Raw genomic sequence first — 19172 nt, forward strand, 5'->3', positions numbered from 1 at the left:
GTGGCATTTCAGGATTTTCATACCTCTTTTGCGGAGAGCAACCGCATGCCTGCCTGACCCGAACCGAGGAACACATTCCCCCGGCCTGCACCCGGGAGCACCACCCTGAGTCGCTGCACCGGCGCGATCTCAGTTCGTCACCTGTTGGTGGCCGGACTGAGCGCGCACATGTTCCGTCCGGCCTTGTTGAAAGGTTTGGACGTTGGACAAGGTCACCCTCGGGATCCTCACTGCATTCGGGCTGCTCAGTTTGACCCTCGGCTTCGGCGCAAAGCTCGGCCGCGAGCTAGACGAGCTTCTCGACGCGTGGCGCGGACCGGCCGCTCGCATCCGCCGCTGGTGGCGTAACCGACGGAATCGGCCTTGAGTCGCACGGGGCCTGGCCAACGCGCGATCCGGGACGACAGCCACACCGTGATCTCGGCCTTCCCTCACTCCAACGACATCCGAACGGCTTCGGCCAGCGCATCCGCACGTGGGTCGCCGGAGCCGCTGATGATGTGGTTCATCACGTAGCCGAAGGCAATGCCGTGTTCGGGATCTGCGAACGCGAGTGAGCCACCACGTCCGGTATGGCCGAAGGCTTTCGGACCGGTCATGGGGTTGTCGTCCGTCGGAAGCATGTAGCCCACACCGAATCGGCTCGGGAACACCAGCACCTGATCCTTACCGCTGGCCTGCTCCTCGGTCGCGGACGTCAAGGTCTCCGGGGCGAGCAGACGCACGCCGTCCACCTCCCCGATCAGCGCGGCGTACATGCGGGCGAGTGCTTGCGCGGTGCCGATTCCGTTGGAGGACGGGAGCTCGGCGGCCTGCACCTCGGGAGAGTCGAAGTCGATCGCGGCCGGATCCGTAACCGCGTACGCCCGGTTGCTGAACGAGTTCGGGTCTCGCCAGGCGGCGACCTGTTCGCGAAGCTCCTCGGGAACGGCCTCGGCGGGTACGGTCGTGAGGTCTACGGCCGGTCGCCGGTACACCATGCGGCTGACTCGATCACGTTCGCTCGTCGGCAGGCCGATGTAGAAGTCCAGTCCGAGAGGGCCCGCGATCTCGTCGGCGAAGAAGCGGCCTGGTGAGCGGCCAGAGACTCGGCGGATCACCTCGCCGACCAGCCAGCCCCAGGTGCGACCGTGGTACCCGTGCGCAGTGCCTGGAGCCCACAGCGGGCGCTGGGCCGCCAGCGCTGCTGCCATGGGGTCCCAGGCCAGCGCCTGGGGCAGCGGGAGCGGTTCGTCCAGGGCGACCAGGCCAGCCCGGTGGGACAGCAGCCAGCGGACGGGGATGTCCGCCTTGCCGTTCGCCGCGAACTCCGGCCAGTACTTCGCCACCGGGGCATCGAGGTCGAGCATGCCGCGCTCGACCAGTATGTGCGCCGCGGTCGCGGTGGCTCCCTTGGTAGCCGAGTAGACCAACTGCAAGGTTTCCCGCGTCCACGGGCGGCCGGTCTCGGGGTCGGCGACGCCACCCCACAGGTCGACCACCGGCCGGCCGTGCCAGTAGACGCACACGGCCGCGCCGATGTCCCCGTGCTGGGTGAAGTTCGCTGCGAACGCCTCGCGGACCGGTTCGAATCCGGGGGCTACCTCACCGTTGATCGTCGTCATGCCGTTCATCCTGGCAGCCGTGCTGCCCTTGCTGACAGGGGAACTGGCCTGTGCTCAGAGGCGTTCGGCGTCGACGCGTACGACAAGGGTCACGCGTTCGCCCCTCGTGATCGGCCGTACGCCGTGGATGTGGTCGCGGGTGGCGGGTGGCGACCAGGGTGCCGCAGGGAGGCTTGATCTCCTGGGTGGGGCTCACGAAGAACAGCTCGCCGCCGCCGTAGGAGTCCGGCGTGTTGAGCCAGACCACGAGGGTGAGGTCGCCGCCGACGACGGGCTGGCCGTTGGTCCGGGCCCGCTCGCGCTCGATGTCGGTGACCTCGTCGTGGTGAGCGATGAAGCCGACACCGGGGCCGTAGCGGTAGACGACCGCCGGCTGGGTGGGTATACGGGTCGGGGTGATCTCGAAGTGACTGCGGACGTGGGCGGCGCAGTGGGAGATGACCGCCTCCTCCAGGTGCGTCGGGACCTCGACGTACTCGCTCTTGCGCAGTGTTTCGTCGATGACGCCCTGGTAGGTGCGCGGGCGGGCGGTCTGGTTCTTCACGTGGTCCATCAGCGCTCCGCAGAGACTGAGGGGGATGGCGCTCTCTACGACGAGCGGTAAGCGGCTCTTCCAGGTCATGAGGTGGTCTCCTTCCACCAACGGGTGCCTTCGGGCGAGTCCTCAAGGACGACGCCCTGCTGGGTGAGCTGTTCGCGGATCGCGTCGGCCTCGGCGAACTTCTTCGCCGCGCGGAGCCGGTCGCGTTCCTTCACGAGTTCGTCGACGGCGGCGTCGCTCTGGGCGGAGCCGGGGATGTCGAAGGTGCCGAAGAGGTTGTTCACGCCCTCGATCAGCCGCAGGGCGGCCGGGCCGGCCGGTTCCTCCATGCGGTTCTGCTCGCGGATGTACTGGAACAGGACGGCGAGGGCACCGGGGGTGTCGAAGTCGTCGTCCAGGCGCTCACGCATTTCCTTCCAAGCGTCCGTCGCGCGTGCGGCGTTCGCCGGGCTGTCGGCGTGCGCGGGGTCGATGGTCCGGGCGAAGTTCTCGATCCGGCGGCGTGCCCCTCGGGCCTGCTCCAGCGTGGAGTCACTCAGCTCCATGGAGGAGCGGTAGTGCTGAGACAGGAAGGCGTGCCGCAGGGTGCGGAAGTCCGTCCGGGCGAGGGCGTCGCGGATGGTGAGGAAGTTGCCGGTGCTCTTCGACATCTTCTCGCCGTCGACCCGCAGCAGACCGGTGTGCATCCAGTAGCGGGCCAGGGGCTCGATGCCCGAGGCGGCTTCCATCTGAGCGACCTCGGCTTCGTGGTGCGGGAAGATCAGGTCGACGGCACCGCCGTGCAGGTCGTAGGAGGGCCCGAAGAAGGTCTCCGTGATCGCGGTGTCCTCGATGTGCCAGCCCGGCCGGCCCGGACCCAACTCGGTCCCCCAGAACGGCTCGCCGTCCTTGCGGCCCTTCCACAGGGCGAAGTCGCCGGGGTTGCGCTTCTTCGAGTTGTCGTCGATCCGCGACACCGAGTCCTCGGGCCGCAGGTCGGTACGGCCGGAGAGCTTGCCGTACGCGGGGAACGAGGCCAGGTCGAAGTACCAGCCGTCATCGAGCTGGTAGGCGTGGCCGCGCTCGATCAGCCGCTTGATCTGGTCCACGATTTCGTCGATGTGGTCGTGGGCTCGCGCGTGGACGTCGACGCGGGTGTTCCCCAGCGCGGCCATGTCCTCCAGGTACTGCTTCTCGAAGAGGGCCGCGATCTCCTCCGTCGGGATGCCCTCCTCCGCCGACCGCCGGATGATCTTGTCGTCCACGTCGGTGATGTTCTGGAGGTACGTGACCTTGTACCCGCTCGCCTCCAGGTACCGGGCGATGAAGTCGAACTGTGTGTACGTCTTCGCGTGCCCGACGTGGCTGGGGCCGTACACGGTGGGTCCGCACACGAACATCCGCACCTCGGCCTCCCGCTCGGGGCGGAACTCCTCGGTCTGGCCGGTCAGCGTGTTGTGGACCTTGATCGACATCATGCCTCCTGTGTAAGCGGATCACGCAGCGTACTGACGCCCGGACATAAGCGTCTAACTGGAACCGCCGCGCTCGCCGAAGGGGACGAATCGAGGGGACGGCAGGGTGGCGAAGATCGACGCCTCGCCTCCGAGAAGGTGGTGGTTGGCTCGCTGGTACGCCTTCCGCACGGCCCTGATCGCCCCGGGGCTGAGGTCCATCCCGACCACGCCGCAGAACTCACTCAGGGCCTCGCACCGCCGCTCCAGGTCGACCATCGACAGTGGGTCGCACTGCTGGGCCTCGATCAGCAGGTTCTCCTGCTCGCTGCTGATCAGGCCGAGTGCGCCGAGGGAGTACAGCTTCCACTTCATGTTCGGCAGCAGCTGGCCCGATCGTGCGTACATCCAGTCCACGACCTCGTCCAGCGCGCCCGAGAGGACGAAGTGGCCCGTGGGCACTCCGACCCGCCGCGCCATGCGCAGCGGGATCTCGCGCACGTCCCAGGTGATCCGGTTGTGCAGCCGGTAGGTCTCGCCCTCCAGGCGCTGGAGCTGCTGGCGCGTCTTGTGGGAGATAAGCGCCCCGAAGGCTTCCTCACGGTCGAACAGCGGCTCGCCCTTGTTCCCGTACGCGTCGCACTTGTCGCTGTTCCACACCGTGCGCGGGTCGGCTTCGTACTGGAAGAGGAGCTGGTGGACGTTGACCTCCATACGTCCCCAGGGGACCGGCAGGTGGAAGCTGAACTCCGGGATCCAGGCGGGGAGCCAGTCGCGGACCAGGGCGTACGTGTCCGCCGGCCGAGACCTCCACTCGTCCTCCTTGATCGGGACGTCGAGGATGACGGCCATGTCGAAGTCGGAGTCGGTACTGAACCGGGTGACGTTGCGGGGCGCGACCGCCGAGGAGGACAGGACGTAGAGCGCCTGGACCTCGGGCATCGTCTTGAGCGTGTCGAGCAGACCTCCGGCCGCGGCGCGGGCCTGCATTCTCAGGTTTTCCACGGGAACTCCTTGGTCAGATGATCGGGCGATCCATCACGGCGCGGAGCGCGGGAACGAGCACCGGTGCGACGCCGCCATGGGTGCGCTGGATGTGTGCGAGGGAAGGGCTGCTGTTGCCCTCGATGACCACGGGGCCGCCGGGCGTGAGGGCGATGTCCCAGCCGATGAAGGGCACCTGCGGGAACAGGCGGGCACAGCGCTCGGCCAGCTCTCGGACCTCCGTCATGCGGGAGATCCGGTGGTCGGCGAACGGCACCGAGCCGACCGCGTGGCGGGTGTGGGCGTTCAGGTGCCGGTCGTAGCCGTGGCGGTCGAGTCGTCCGTCGGGGTGGACTCGGATCTGCATGCCGCCTGCGGCCGAGTTGTCCGTGGTGCTCTCGGCGCCGCCGAGCTTCAACATCACGTACAGGACCTCGGCGCCGCTTTCCCGCAGCAGGGTGATCACGCGGAACGTGTTGAGCGCGTACGGGTTCAGCACGTCCAAGTCGGGATGCTGCGGCACGTGCTGCTCCACCAGCCACGTGCCCCACCGCTGCGCGTAGGCCGGGAGGTCGAAGTCGTCCTCGCCAGGGCGCACGATCACGACGCCGGATCCACCGCTGGAGTAGCGGGAAGGCTTCACCACCACGCGGCCGTGACCCGAAGCGTGGTCGAGGACCTCCGTGAGCGGCACCGCCTCACCAGCTGACGTCACACCGGCACGATGGTCACCGCTCGCGAGCAGCGCGGGCTGCGGGATGTCGGCCGAGGCGAGGATCCTCTTGCAGGACGTCTTGTCGTCCAGGTCGATGGCGTCCCGGTTCACGCGGGGAAGGAGCCGGTGGAACAGGACGCTCTCCGGCAGGTACGAGCAGGCCCTCTCGGCGGAGACCTCGCGCCGGTATCCGCCGTAGCGGAAGTAGTGGAACGGCAGGCAGCGCCACCGCGCGGAGACCTTCACCAGGTCCCCGGCGATACGGGCCATGCTCTTCCGGTCCTCGTGACTCAGCATCGCGGGAAGGTGCTCGCTCCGCAGCTGCCGCACCTGGTACGGGAGAAACCGCGCGCCGGACACGCGGGGAAGAACCCGGGTGCGGAACCACTCCTCGGTCACGGCCTGGCGGTGGTTGAAACCGCGGTTCGCGGTGCGTCTCATGGTGCTCCTCCCGTTTTTCAGTAGTTCGGGGTTCCGGCGATGGCCAACGTGACGACGAGCGCACTGACGAAGATCACGTAGGCGACGACAGCGAGGCGTTGCCTCATCGGGCGGGCCCGATGTTGTCGGCAGCCGTCGACCAGGCGATGCCGTTCGCGGGCTGGATGTGGGCGATGCGGATGAGCCGGCCGCCATGCCTCTCGTGGACGACTTCCGTCAGTTCCCCTTCGCCCCGGCTCGCAATGTCGCGGACCAGACGGTGAAGGAGGGGATGGTCCTCCCGGCCATCGGCGTCGACCGGATTCACTGCTCGGACTCCTCGCAGTCGCTCGCTCCGCGGCGGAGGAATCTCTCCCATCCGGACTCGGCGCGGGCGCGGAGGGCCGGGCTCGGACCAGCCGGCGGCTCGGGAACCGTGTGCTGTCGTCCGCTGGCACCGGGCGCACGAACGGACAGGGGCTGGCTCATCAAGACCTCCTGGGGTGTGCAGCCCGTCACCCACGCGAGGGACGTCGATGACGGGCTGCGGTCCTGGGAGCCGTCCGGAGCGGGGCGGGGGAGCCGGTTAACCCGGGTGCTCGGCTCCGAACGGCGTGAGGCCCAGTGAACGGCCGTGGACCACGAGCCCGGAACGTTTCCAGGGGGTTCCTCCAGCGAGAGAAACCCCGTTTCCCCATGCACGAGGAGTAGCCTCCTGACTACCGACCTGAGGGGAGGGTGGGGATGTCTGACCTGATGGCGCTGCACCCGCTGACCTATGTGCGAGAAGGCAAGGGCTGGGGTAAAGCCGAGTTAGCCCGGCGTATGCATGAACGCGGGGCCGAGTTGGGCACACCGCTGGCCACCAACCGGACGACGGTCTGGAAGTGGGAGCAGGGGCAGGTGCCTGACACGGACGCGCAAAGGGTGCTCGCCGACCTGCTAGGCGTCCCCGAGGACCACGTTCGCTCGGTTCCCTGGCCCCGATGGCTGCCAGCCTGGGAGTCGACGGCCCTGGCGGCCCCGTGGACTCCGGCCAGCACCGTGAAGGTATTCGCTGATCTGGTCAGGAGCGGCCACATGGATCGTCGGGGCTTCCTGTCCATCACCGGGGCCGCGCTGACAGGTGTCGCGGCCAACTGGGCAGCCGCACCAGAGGCATTCGCCTCGGCAATCGACGGCGACCGCGTCACCGACGCGATGGTGACCACCATCGAAGCGCGCGTGGACACCCTCCGCACGCTTGATGACCAGATGGGGGGCGCCCGCCTCCTGGACCAGGCCACCAGCGACCTCGCACTGATCACCAGCCTCCTGGACCACGGCCGTTACACCGACGTCGTCGAACACCGCCTCTACGCCACGGCCACCCGCGTCTCCTACCTCGCCGGATGGATGGCCTACGACAAGGGCCTCCGGTCCCTCGGCCAGCGCTACTACGTCGGCGCCCTCCGCAGCGCTCACAGCGCGAAGGACGACGGCTTCGGCGCCTTCATCCTGGCAGAGATGGGTGTCCACATCTCCGACTCCGGCGACACGGCCGCACGCGTGAAGCTCATCGACACCGCCATCGGCAACGCCCCCTCGGCCCTCCCGCCGGCGGCGGCCTCGTACCTCTACCTCCACCAGGCCGAAGCCCTCTCCCGAGACACCCAGCACGAAGCGGCCGGCAAGTCGCTCAACCGTGCTTACGAACTGTGGGGAACCCACCGCGAAGGCGACCGCCCCGACTGGCTTGGCTGGTACGGAGAGGCCCAGCTCAAATCCACCGAAGGCAAGATCATGCTCCGCTCCGGCTTCCCCGAGCGAGCAACCAGCGCCCTCGCAGTAGCCGTCGAACAGGCGGTCCCGCGCGACCGGGCCGTACGTTCCGGCCGCCTCGCCACGGCACGCTTGGCCGCCCGGGACCTGGACGGGGCCCTGGACGCCGCTAACCTCGGCCTGGAACTGCTGGAGAACCGCGTCCGCTCCGACCGGGCACACGTCCGGCTAACGAAGTTCAGCAACTACCTCGAACCGCACTCAAAGGTGCTAGCCGTTCGGGAATTCCGCGACCGCCTACAGGCTCTCCCCACTGCTGTCTGACGACTCGGAAGGCATCACTCTATGGCCACCTCTGCCAGTGGCGAGAACGATCCGTATCTCGAGGCTACTCAGGCGCTGCCGCGCGATCAAAGAAATACGGGCCCTGAGACACGCGCTCGGTTTGAATATCAAGATGAGTGCGTAGCGCTGACCCTGCTGGAACACTTCGGCGGTGACCTGCGGGGCGTCTTGGTCGAGTACTCCACCGATGTGATCCTGCTGCCTCGAGAGGGCCCGGCCGAACTTGTCTCGATCAAACATCGCGAGCCACACCATAAGGGCGATCCAGCCTGGACATGGTCTGCGCTGGACAAGGATCGCGTGTTGAGTGATCTCTACTCAGCATGGAAGGCCGCCGGCAAGGAATGCACTGTTGCCTTTCACAGCAATGCAGGGTTTGGCGGACCCGCCAATGCCCTCCGGCAGGCAAAGATCCATAAAGATGCCCCAGCTAAAGACGCGGCGGTGGCGCAGCTGCACAAGCGCCTGAAGATATCCCTTGCAGAGGCGGAGGAGTTCTTTGAGTGCCTCAATTTCCCTGCACACCCGCTCCCTCGACGAAATGAGATAACCGACGTAGGGGTGAGGAGGACTGCAGACTTCCTGAAGGCTGCAGGTAGGTCTCCGATTCACGCAGAATCCTGCTACGAGGTTCTGGTCGGGAGGATTGCTGAAGCCAGTACAGATAGACCCCTATCGAGGCAGGAGCGATCTTCGAGCATTGCTGCGACCATTCGCGCGAGCGTGCAGCTTGAATCGCTAACCAGTCAGAGGAAGAAGTATCTGTCAACGGAGGAGGTGCGGCGTCTACTATTGCAGAATGCGGACAAGAATGAGGCGCGCACGATTCCGGAATCCCGACATCCCGGATGGGAGCCTGATCCACTATTTGTTGGCCGTGCCGCGTATCTAGCGGAACTGGAGCGCTGGTTGGCGCCAGGCAGCCCTGACCCTGTTTCTCCCGTCGTGATATCTGGAATGGCAGGTGCAGGTAAGACTAGCTTGGCCGGCCAGTTTGCCGCCCTGCACTCGGGAAACCTCAGGGTCGAGGTGATCGATGGGACCACTCGAGCCGGTCTCCTGCTTGGCCTTGAGGAGCTTACTGGACAGAAAGCGATCACGAGCATCTCTCCCGGGAGAGCCGTCACCTTCCCGGAGAACTCGGCAACATTGGTCATTATCGATGGGGTTACGGACCCATCGACAGTTCGCAACCTTTTGCCGCGTCAGTCATTGTGTCGCGTTCTGATCACTACAACAGCTAGCCATATCGACGAATCTCACCACTACATAAATTTGCCACCATGGTCTTCTGAGGAGACGCACAGCTTCATTGTGAAGGTGCTACCGGACGCGCTGGATGTTCATGTGGCCGATTTGGCCGACCATCTCGGAAACCATCCTTTGGCAGTAAATCAGGCCGTGAATTACTGTTCGACGGTCGGGTTGACAATCCCGCAGTACTTGGATCGATTCCGCAAGGCATCTGCGCAGATGCTTGATCGCGGCGAAGCCGGTGGCCATCCGACTACTGTGGCAAGTGCGATCCAGTTGGCCCTAGCTGAAGCAGAGGTTCGGAACCCGCTCTCGCGCCGATTGCTCACCCTGCTCGCTCATATCGGAGCTGAGCCACTACGCCTTGATGTTTTTGACATCGAGCCTGTGCGTCCATTTGTCGTGGGGCCGGTGGTGGCGAGTAAGGAGGAACGGCGATTCCTGAGGAAGCGTACCCGTACTGAGATCTCCTGGGCCGGTTGGACTCAGGATGATGAGGGCTGGAACACGCGCGTATCCCTCTTTGACGAGATGCAGCGAGATGACGCAATAGCTTGCCTGTCCGCATTCTCCCTAGTGAGTGTTGAGCGCGGAACCTTACGAGTTCATCCCCTGATTAGGCTGTTCGCAGCCGAGGCCTCTCAGGGATCCGAAACATGGGTTGAAACAGCCTTCGGACTCTTCGCCTCACAGCTCGTAGAGAGAGGGGGAGAGTCTCCAGAGCTTCTCGATCCGCACATTGCGCATGTCATCGGAATCGTCGACGAAGCATTTCAGGCCCAAATGCATGGTCCCGCCGTCATGGCGGTCGCCAAAAGTCTCGTTGACCGGCTATGCGCCTTGGGGGATCAAGAGAATGCCGTGCGCATTGGTGACCAAGTCCTCAGGGTCGCGGAGGACCTGTTTCATCAGGGCTTGGCTCCTCTCAGTCTCCTTTTCGCGGCGAGAGAATCTCTGGGGCTGGCCCACATTCAATCGGGTGACGCCGATAGAGGGCTGGCCCTCATTGAAGGCAATGTCGAGTTGACCGAGCTGCATGCCGAGCAGGACTCCACCGACAGGGCCTACCTTGCTTTGGGAAATGCCGCCGTGAGATTAGGGCGTCGAGATATTGCGGATAGCGCAATCCGCAAGCTTCCAAATCTTCCTTCACTGGTTGATTCAAGTGAAGAGCACCCCGTTGGATCTCTCCTCGCCGCTCATGTCCGATTTCGCTTGCTAGACCTAACTAACCGACTGGAGGAAGCTGAAGAGATCAACGCTTGGTGCATTTCCCGCTTGAATCACCTGACGGATTCTCTTCCCGCTGATCTCATTACAGCCATCCATTCCGATGCGGCAATGCTGGCTCGCTTGCAAGGATCCGTTGACTGGCAGACTGAATACCTCGACAGAGTATCTGAGGCTCAAGCCGCGGGTGACCCTTCGCGACGTGATCGATTCTATTTTGACGTACAGATCGGCGCGGCAGACGCGGCAATTGAGCGAGGTGATTTGGGGCGCGCCATGCAAATCTTGGAGAGCCTCGATCCTTTGCTGTCATCACAGTTTGGCGTGCAGAGCTCGATGTATGCATCGCTCCTGGCGACCAGGGGTAGATGCCGATTGCATCAGGCAGCCGTTGGGGAAATACGCATTCAAGATGCCGAGGTCGACCTACTGGCTGCGGTCAAGGTTCTTCGGGCGACGGTCGGGCCTGAAAGGGCTCAGCTTGCATCTGCTCTAATCAATCTCTCTTCGACCTTCTCTCTGGAGGGTCGCTGGAAGGAAGCTCTTTCCGTCGCAAAGGAAGCCTATGAAGAGGATTTGCGCAGGTTCGGCCCTGATCATCCTGAAACGCAATTTGATCTGCACTTTCTGAACGTGATTACCATGCAATTCGATGTCGCGCAAAGCTTTCATCTTGGCGATGAATCAAGCGGTGATTGATTTGCTGGCGTTGGCCCGTCTTCCTGAACCCTCGGAAGCTGGCCACCGGGGCGGGCCGCTCTTTTCGAGTTCGAGGCGATTGCCGAGTTGCTGGGTGGAGAGGTCAAGCCGGACCTCTCCGTCGAGGACGCCATCGCAGAGGTGTGAGCCTGAAGATCTCCGTCCCGTGCCAGCTCACAAGAGAAGTGAGATCGGCACGCGCTCGGCTCTCAAGTTCTTTGCGCGGGTGACGCTCTCTTCAGCGAGCGCCCCAGCCGCGGTGTGCTTCGGGGCCGCGTGGGCTCCAGCGCTTCAGGTAGGACGGCAGCTCCTCGTGCTTCGGTTCGCGCGGGGGCGTGGCGGGTAGGCGGGTCAACGGGTCCGAGGCTCTGCGCGCATCGGCGCGTGCCGAGGCCACCGCTACCTCATCTTCCACGGCCGTCTCTTCCAGTCGGCGCTCCAGGGCGTTGAGGCCAACTCCTTCGCCTTCTTCATGGCCGCCTGCCAGCAAACCTCGCGCTCGGCCTTCGCCCGTTCCTCGTCCGCGTTCCGCTGGGCGTCTTCTACGGCGAGGGTCTCGATCTCCCAGAGAACGGCTCCCGGGATGTCCTCCAGCACCCAGCGCTTGCGATCGGCCCGGCAGGGCTGCCGACTGGATCGGCTGTAGCCGAGATCGATCACGGGCTCTTCGAGCACTCTGGTCGGTGGGCGATCCACCATGAGCCGTGACCACCTCATCAAAGCAATCTCCACCCCTCCTCAGCAGCGAGAAGAGACCAGCCGGTGGATAGTCCGCCTGCGTGCGCAATGCGTGAGCGGACGGGCCAGCATCCAGCATCACACGCGGGATCAAGCCCCGTACCGCACCGCGCTGATCAGGCGGAACAGCACCGCGCGGCACAGTCTGGAACCGCCCGGCACGGATTCGATCCCACTCCTGAAGCGGGTGTCGCAGGTTCGAATCCTGCCGGGGGCACAGTGGAAAAGGCCACCTACGATTTTTCGTAGGTGGCCCTTCGCCGTTCTCGGCCGGTATCGGCGCGGGCGCCCGCCGGAGGCCCCGGGTCCGGGCTTTCCGGCGCGCGGGGCCGGGGCCGTCTCAGTGGTCGGTGTGTCCGCCGGCCTTCGGAATGACCTTCTCGGCGATGGCGATCAGGGCACCGTCGTCCGGGAGGGCTCCGGACTCGCTCCACACGGTGATCTCGTAGTAGCCGCCGTGGTCCTCGGGGGCGAGGGCCACCGAGAGCGTCCTGGCCAGGGGGCCCTGCTCGACCGGTCCGCTGGATCCGGAGCTGCCGAGACTGATCCGCAGCTTCATGGTGTGATCCGAGAAGAGGACGGCGGGCCGGCCGGCGACCTTCAGTTTCTTCACGGCCTGCTCGCTCCCGTACGTCATCAGCTCCACGTACGTGTGGGTCGACAGCTTGTTGTACGTGGCCGAGACGTTCACGGTGTACGTGGGGAACGTGACCTGGGCCTCGGGCCGGGCGATCTTCCCCTCGGTGAGGGGTGCGGTGTTGTTGAGGCCGGAGGCGCCGGTCGCGGTCTCACCGGGCGTGCCGAGGATCCGGGCCAGGTCGGGCCGGTAGAGCGCCTCGCACAGCTCCTCGCCGGTCACCGGGTGGGGCGTCTTCTCGTAGGGCTTGGGCAGTTCCTCGTGTGACGCCGCCGTGCACGAGACGGGCCGAGGGGTGTTGTCGTCGGCCGCCATCACATGGGGCACCACCCACAGGGCGCCCGCGAGCGCCCCGCACACGACCAGGGCCGCGACCACTTGGCCCCACATGCCGGGTTCCTTTTCCGGAGCGGGCGGAGTGGGACGCTGGTCCGCCCCGGCCAGGGACTGGGACACGGCGGGCTGAGCCAGGGGCACGGGCTGGGGGGCGGCGGTGCCCGCCGCCGCCTTGGCCGCAAGGGCCGCTGGTTCCGGGTTCCGGAGTGCCCGCACCGCCTTGACCACGGTGTACACGCGGACGGCGGTGAACACGAGGACCAGCGCGCCGATACCCGCGCCCTTCCAACTGCGCTCGCTCACGGCGAGATACATGATGCGTACGCCGAAGGCGGAGCCGACCACGATGAGCAGCGGCTCGCGGACCCAGAACGGCAGGCGACGGACAAGGAATCCAAGCATTCGGCGATCTCACCAGAACTGGTCCCCGAACACCATGGTGGAGGCCGTACTTCCGTTCACGGGCGGCGTTTGGCGGGACGGGATGCCGGGCGCCGGGCCCGGATCCGGGCAGCTCGATTCGGCTCTCCCACCGCTCCGGCACGCGATCACCGGTATATACCGTCTGTTACGGAGCAGAGTTCATCGGCCGCATGGCCCCCCGCGCTCACAAGATGTCCGCCGCCGGTGTCGGCAGGAGTCGCCGCGAGAGTCGGTACGAGGAAGGAACGCGCACATGGCAGCAGGAAACCCGGGCGTACTCGACCGCAGAACGCTCAACCGGAGCCTGCTGGCCCGGCAACTACTGACCACACGAGCCGAGTTGTCCACCTCACAGGCACTCGGCCACCTGGTCGGCATGCAGTCCCAGGCACCCAACCCGCCCTACATCGGACTGTGGACCCGGCTCGCCGGCTTCCGCACCGACGACCTGGCCGACCTGATCACCGCCCGCGAGGCGGTCCGGCTCGTCCTGATGCGCGGAACGATCCATCTGGTCACGGCCGACGACTGCCTGGCCCTGCGACCGGTACTCCAAGGCTCCCTGGAGCGGAGCCTCAAGGGAGCCTTCGGCCGCAAGCTGGAAGGCCTGGACCCAGCTCAAGTGGTGACATACGGGCGCGAATTGGTGGAAGGGGAACCGTTGACGCTCGGCGGGCTCGGGGCCCGGCTCGCCGAACGGTGGCCGGACCGCGACCCGTTCGCCCTCGCCAACGCCGTACGCAATCTGGTGCCGCTCGTCCAAGTGCCCCCTCGGGGACTGTGGGGCGAGAGCGGCCAGGCCGTGCACACGACCGCCGAGTCCTGGCTCGGCCGGCCGCTCGCCGCCGACACCACGCCGGACACCCTGGTCGAGCGCTATCTGGCCGCGTTCGGCCCGGCCACCGTCAAGGACATCCAGGCCTGGTCCGGCATGACCCGGCTCGCCGACGCCGTCGCCCGGCTGCGGCCCCGGCTGCGCGGCTTCCGCGACGAGAACGGACAGGAGTTGATCGACCTCGCGGACGCCCCACTGCCCGACCCGGACACCCCCGTCCCGGTGCGGTTCCTGCCCGAGTTCGACAACATCCTGCTGTCCCATGCCGACCGCTCCCGCATCATCACGGAGGAGCATCGCAAGCGCGTCTTCACCCGCAACGGTCTGATCAGGTCGACGTTCCTCGTCGACGGGTTCGTCAGCGGCCTGTGGCGGATCGAGCAGCACCGCACGACCGCGACCCTGATCCTGGAGCCGTTCCAGCGGCTCCGGGCCCGGGACCGGGACGCACTCGCGGCGGAGGGCGAGCGACTGCTGTCCTTCGCGGCGGCCTCGGCCACGGCGCGGGATGTCCGGTTCGACTGACGAAGCCATGGGGAGCCGGGGGGGCGGGGCCTGGACGGATGGGTACGGTTGTCAGGGGCCGACGGCTCAGGCCGGCCTCGCACCCCTCAGCGCAGCTCCTCCGGACAAGCCGTCCCCCGCGTGAACAGCGCGTACGGCGACCCCAGCCGGTACACCCCCGCCTTCGGCGCCAGCAGTTCCGTCCACTCGTCGCCCTCGGCGTCCGCTTCCACGCGCAGCAGGCAGCCCGAGACATTGGCGTACTGCTTCGGCGGCTCCTCGCCCACCGCCGTCTTCCGCGCGCGCTTCGACGCTTCGGTCTCCTCCGGTGCCTCGATGCGGGCGCCGTGTTCGTCGAGGAGGGCGAGCCAGGGGGAGTAGGGGACGCGGATCCGGACGCGGCCCGGGGCGTCGACGCGGAGGACGACCTCGTTGGCCTCGGCGCTCTGGACGCGGGCGGGCGGGTCGGCGAGCGGGGCGGGGTCGGCGACCTCGTACAGGCGCCAGTTGGCGTCCGACCAGACCTGCTTGAGGTAGGGCAGTCCGCTCTCGACGAGTTCGGTCTCCCGCTGTCCGCCCGAGTCCGGGGCGCCGGTCGGCAGGACGACGTAGTGGACGGCCCAGCGGTCGAGCCACTCGTGGTAATTCGCCGCGTTGAGGGTGTCGTCGTAGAAGAGCGGGTTGCGTTCGAGGTCGGCCTGCCGGTTCCAGCCGCGGGCCAGGTTGATGTACGGGAGGAGGGCCGAGGACTCGCGGTGGCTGGAGGCCGGGACGACCTCGACGCGGGACTGCTGGGCGCCGCGCACCTGGAGCTGGTTGACCAGCGGGGCCAGTTCGCGCGCCCAGGAGGCGTCCGGGGCGGTGCGGACGACGTCGTCGGCGGCCTTGAAACCGATCCAGCCGTTGAGGCCGACGAAGGCCAGCACGAGCGCGAACCAGCGCAGCGAGCGCGGGCGCGGGTAGGGCAGGGCGGCGAGCAGCACCACGCCCGCGAACAGCATCGCCATGCGCGAGACGTTGGTGCCGATCTGGGAGTCGACGAGCCAGGTGAGCAGGGTGCCGGCCGCGTACACGGCCGCCGCCACCCGCACCGTACGCCAGTCCTTCGGGACCAGGACGAGCACCAGCACACCGAAGAGGAACGGCAGCGCCGTCGACATCAGACTCATCGGCTGAGTGCCGGAGAACGGGAACAGCCACGCCGAAAGCGCCACCACCACGACCGGCGCGAGGCCGAGGGCGTACGCGCCGGGGCGCCGCTTGTTGAGGAACAGCGCCGCCGCGACCACGCCCAGGAACAGGCCCGCGACCGGGCTGCACGCGGTCGCGAGACCGGCGAGCGGCGCGGCGACGGCGGCCTTCGCCCAGCGCCGCCGGCGCCAGCGGTGCGGCCAGCAGAAGACGGCCGCGACCGCGCCGAGCGCGAACATCATGCCGAGGCCGAAGGTGACCCGCCCCGACACCGCGTTGCAGAGGAAGGCGAACACCCCGGCGAGCGCGCACATCAGCGGATTGCGTACGGCCCGTACCCGCACCAGGATCAGCGCGGTCAGTCCGGCGGACAGCGTCCCGGCGATCATCATCGTCGTGCGGACGCCGAGCACCGACATGAGGTACGGGGACACCACGCTGTACGAGACGGGGTGCATCCCGCCGTACCAGGCGAGGTTGTATGCCGAGTCCGGGTGCCGGCCGACGAACTCCGCCCAGGCGTCCTGCGCCGCCAGGTCCCCGCCGCTGTTGGCGAGGAAGAGGACCCACAGGAGGTGGGTGAGGGCGGCCACGGCCGTCGCGACGATGACCGGGTAGCGGCGGGTGCGCCGCCAGTCGCGGCGCGCGCCCGCGCGGGAGGGCTCGACGGGCGGCCTCGGCGCCGGAAGCTCTACCGGAAGATCTATTCGCGAAGGCGAAGAAGAGGGAGAGGAAGAGGCAGACGGAGGAGCGCCCACGGACGCGGCCCCGGACCCGGAAGCGGACCCGGCCCCTGCCTCGGGAATGGCCCCAGACCCGGAAGTGGACGCGGACGTGGACGCGGCCTCGGCGGCGCGTGTCGGCTCGACGGTGGTCACTGCGGCCCTTTCCCGTGCTGCCTTCTCGTGCTGCCTTCTCATGTTCTGCGGCTGCCCCGCGGGGCCTTCCCCGCCTACCCGTACCCCCGGGAACGCTAACAGCGGGCGCCCGGGGATCCCCCGGGCGCCCGCCGGATCAGCCCAGTCGGGTCAGCTTCTTGCCGATGCCGGGCTGCGCCATGTCCGTCTGCAGCGCGACCGGCGCGGTGACGGGGGCGGCGCCGGGGCCGGTGCCGACCGCGACCACGCCGACGATGTCACCGGCCTTGCCGGCGTGCGGCAGGTCCTTGTCGCCGGCGCCCAGCTTCAGGCCGACCTTGAGGCCCGGCCAGCCGACGGCCTTGATGTCCTTGGTCGCGACGACCGGCGTACGGCCGTCGAAGCCGTCGTCCACGTAGCCGAGGACCTGCCCCTTCTTCACCACGGTGGCGGAGGTGACCACGTCCTGGGCCTCCTTGATCACCGTGTAGCTGTTGGTGATGGCGAGGTCCAGCTTGTCCGCGAGGATCTGCGCGTCCTGGGCGCCCATCACTATGCCGAGGATCCGGCGCTTCTCGCCGTCGACGACGGTGTAGGCCGCCCACAGCAGGTTGCCGCCGGCCGGCGTCGACGAACCGGTCTTGATGCCCGCGACACCCGGCTTCAGCAGGATCGTGTTGTTGTTCTCGATGCGGTTCGGGATGCCGTCGACGGTCACGTTCGGCATGTCGACGACCTCGCGGAACACCTCGTACTGCATGACCGCCTTCGCCAGCTTCAGCTGGTCGAGCGGGGTCGACACGGTCGACGACTTCAGACCGGACGGGTCCGTGTACGTCGAGCCGGTCATGCCGAGGTCCTTGGCGGCGGCGTTCATCTTGTCGATGAAGGCCGACTCCGAACCGGCGTCCCAGCGGGCCAGCAGCCGCGCCACGTTGTTGCCGGACGGGATCATCAGGAGCTCGATCAGCTCCTTCTCGGTGAAGCTCTGGCCCTCCTGGATCGGGGCCGTCGACTCGTCCGGGGACTTCGCCTGCTCGGCGGCGATCTTGTCGACCTTGATCCGCGGACCCTCGCCGTCCCCCTTGATGGGGTGGTCGCGCAGGATCACGTACGCGGTCATCGTCTTGGCGACGCTCGCGATCGGGGCCGGCTTCTGCGGTCCGTACGTCCCCATCGAGCCGACGCCCTCGACCTCGACCGCGCCCTGGCCCTCGCCCGGCCACGGCAGCTTCAGCTCGCCGCCCTCGAAGGTGTACGAGGGCTCGGCGGAGAGCACTATCCGGGGGGCCGGAAGCGGGCGGACGAACTGTGCGACCGCGAAGACGATCAGGAGCAGCAGGACCAGCGGGGTCCAGATCTTCACCCGTCGCGCGGTCGTGCGCAGGGCCGTGTCCGGGGGCGGCGGGGTGTTGGTGAGTTCGGCGAGTATCTCCAGCGGGGGGCGGGGCGGCAGCGGCTGCTGCCGGGTCCGCTCGGGCTCGACGAGCGACGCCGGTACGGGGACCGGGGCGGTGAAGTCGCCGGCGCCGGCCTGAGCCGGGACGGAGGCCGGGGCCTTGGCCTGAGCCGGGGCCGGGACCGTCTTGGCACCCTTCGGCTCCCGTTGCTCCCGTTGCTCCCGCGACGGCTTCGGCTGCTCCTGGGTGATGTCGCCCTGGAGCGGGCGGAAGGTGGACGCCGGGGGCAGCTTCAGGGCGGTCGTCGGCTGGTCGACGGGCTGCGGCTTGATGGCCTTGAAGACCGTGGTCGGGTGGTCGACCGGCTCGTCCGCGGGCGCGGGCTTATTCCCGGCCTCGGGGGCGGACGCGGGCGCGGGCACAGACACGGCGGCGGCCTCGGGAGCCGGCTTCGACTCCGGCTGCGACTCCGGCTCGGGTGCGGTCTCGGACTGTACGGGCTTGCGCACGGCGAACCAGGACTCACCGGTGCCGGGCTTCTCCGAGGCCTCCGGCTTCGGCCCCGGCGCGGGCTCCGCCGTCGGCTCGGACTCCGACTCCGACTCCGACTCGGACTTCGACTCGGCCTCGGCCCGCACGGCGGTCTCGGCGGCCCACGTGGGCTTCCGGGCGCCCTCGGAGGCGGCCTTGGCGGCCTCGGGAGCCTTCCCGGGCCCCACGGGCTCCACGGGCTCCGACGGGCCGTCAGCGGGCTCCGCGGCGTTCTCGCCACGCGCGTCGGTACCGGCACCGGCACCATCGGCGGCAACGGTCGTCTCCGGCCCGTCGGCAGCGCCCGACGCCCCCTCAGACGCCTTGCCGGCCTTGCCGGTCACCCCGGTCGCCCCGGGCGCCTCGCGCCGCTCCCCGGCCTCCCCGGCCTCCCGGGGGTCCCGGGGGTCCGACGGCTCGTCCTCCGGAGCCGTGCGCGGGGTCGGGGCCCTGAAGACCGCCGTCTTCTGATCCACGCGGTCAGCGTGATCGGCCTCGTCCTGATCGGCGTGATCAGCACGGTTCTCACGGTCGACGCGGTCCTCACGGTCCTCGCGGTCTTCGCGATCGACGCGGTCCGCCTCCGCCTGGTCCACGTGGTCAACGCGGGTCACGTGGACCGCGCCCTCGCCGCCGCGATCCTCGGTGTTCTCGACGACCGACAGCCGCGGGTCCTGGCTCTCGCCCTGCTCCGCCTTGTCGGGGGACTCGCCCGCCACCGTGCCTCCTCCATG

13 protein-coding genes are annotated in these 19172 nt (G+C 67.6%); 3 read left to right on the forward strand and 10 right to left on the reverse strand.

Annotated features, from left to right (window positions below; genetic code table 11):
• Positions 1-431 precede the first annotated feature (431 nt).
• The 6 genes from ACGFRB_RS19335 to ACGFRB_RS19360 all read right to left on the reverse strand — a co-directional run bounded on the left by ACGFRB_RS19335 (position 432) and on the right by ACGFRB_RS19360 (position 6025).
• Positions 432-1604 (reverse strand): serine hydrolase domain-containing protein, encoded by a 1173-nt coding sequence (locus ACGFRB_RS19335; protein WP_393244418.1) that lies wholly within the window; start codon positions 1602-1604, stop codon positions 432-434.
• Positions 1585-2226: a 2OG-Fe(II) oxygenase gene (locus tag ACGFRB_RS19340; RefSeq protein WP_393244420.1), complete on the reverse strand. Its 642-nt coding sequence runs from the start codon at positions 2224-2226 to the stop codon at positions 1585-1587. The genes ACGFRB_RS19335 and ACGFRB_RS19340 overlap by 20 nt, the downstream gene beginning before the upstream one ends.
• Positions 2223-3602, reverse strand: coding sequence for a cysteine--tRNA ligase (gene cysS, locus ACGFRB_RS19345; protein ID WP_393244422.1), 1380 nt, complete (start codon positions 3600-3602; stop codon positions 2223-2225). Before cysS ends, ACGFRB_RS19340 begins: the two co-directional genes overlap by 4 nt.
• Positions 3603-3653: 51 nt before the next feature.
• The gene (locus ACGFRB_RS19350) at positions 3654-4583 is read right to left on the reverse strand and encodes a hypothetical protein (RefSeq protein WP_393244424.1); all 930 of its coding nucleotides are present in this window, start codon (positions 4581-4583) and stop codon (positions 3654-3656) included.
• 13 nt (positions 4584-4596) lie between these two features.
• Positions 4597-5718: a sugar-transfer associated ATP-grasp domain-containing protein gene (locus ACGFRB_RS19355; protein ID WP_393244426.1), complete on the reverse strand. Its 1122-nt coding sequence runs from the start codon at positions 5716-5718 to the stop codon at positions 4597-4599.
• A gap of 103 nt (positions 5719-5821) precedes the next feature.
• The gene (locus ACGFRB_RS19360; RefSeq protein ID WP_393244428.1) at positions 5822-6025 is read right to left on the reverse strand and encodes a hypothetical protein; all 204 of its coding nucleotides are present in this window, start codon (positions 6023-6025) and stop codon (positions 5822-5824) included.
• Between the two features lie 428 nt (positions 6026-6453).
• Between ACGFRB_RS19360 and ACGFRB_RS19365 the strand changes: the two genes are divergently transcribed.
• Positions 6454-7782, forward strand: a complete 1329-nt coding sequence (locus ACGFRB_RS19365; RefSeq protein WP_393244635.1) for a transcriptional regulator — start codon at positions 6454-6456, stop codon at positions 7780-7782.
• A gap of 21 nt (positions 7783-7803) precedes the next feature.
• Positions 7804-10986, forward strand: a complete 3183-nt coding sequence (locus ACGFRB_RS19370) for a hypothetical protein (protein ID WP_393244430.1) — start codon at positions 7804-7806, stop codon at positions 10984-10986.
• Positions 10987-11385: 399 nt separating this feature from the next.
• Here ACGFRB_RS19370 and ACGFRB_RS19375 read toward each other — a convergent pair whose 3' ends face one another.
• Positions 11386-11685 (reverse strand): hypothetical protein, encoded by a 300-nt coding sequence (locus ACGFRB_RS19375; protein ID WP_393244432.1) that lies wholly within the window; start codon positions 11683-11685, stop codon positions 11386-11388.
• Positions 11686-12064: 379 nt separating this feature from the next.
• Positions 12065-13099 (reverse strand): DUF6215 domain-containing protein, encoded by a 1035-nt coding sequence (locus ACGFRB_RS19380; RefSeq protein WP_393244434.1) that lies wholly within the window; start codon positions 13097-13099, stop codon positions 12065-12067.
• A gap of 274 nt (positions 13100-13373) precedes the next feature.
• On the opposite strand from ACGFRB_RS19380, the gene ACGFRB_RS19385 reads away from it, so the two are divergent.
• Positions 13374-14480 carry a winged helix DNA-binding domain-containing protein gene (locus ACGFRB_RS19385; protein WP_393244436.1) on the forward strand — a complete coding sequence of 369 codons (1107 nt, stop codon included), beginning with the start codon at positions 13374-13376 and terminating at the stop codon, positions 14478-14480.
• An 86-nt stretch (positions 14481-14566) separates the two neighbouring features.
• Here the strand turns inward: ACGFRB_RS19385 and ACGFRB_RS19390 are convergent, their stop codons facing one another.
• Together ACGFRB_RS19390 and ACGFRB_RS19395 are read right to left on the reverse strand one after the other, a co-directional pair.
• Positions 14567-16528, reverse strand: a complete 1962-nt coding sequence (locus ACGFRB_RS19390) for an MFS transporter (protein ID WP_393244438.1) — start codon at positions 16526-16528, stop codon at positions 14567-14569.
• 136 nt (positions 16529-16664) lie between these two features.
• Positions 16665-19157: a D-alanyl-D-alanine carboxypeptidase gene (locus tag ACGFRB_RS19395; protein ID WP_393244440.1), complete on the reverse strand. Its 2493-nt coding sequence runs from the start codon at positions 19155-19157 to the stop codon at positions 16665-16667.
• Positions 19158-19172: the final 15 nt, after the last annotated feature.

It is taken from the genome of Streptomyces sp. NPDC048718 (genome assembly GCF_043198875.1).
Taxonomy (GTDB): domain Bacteria; phylum Actinomycetota; class Actinomycetes; order Streptomycetales; family Streptomycetaceae; genus Streptomyces.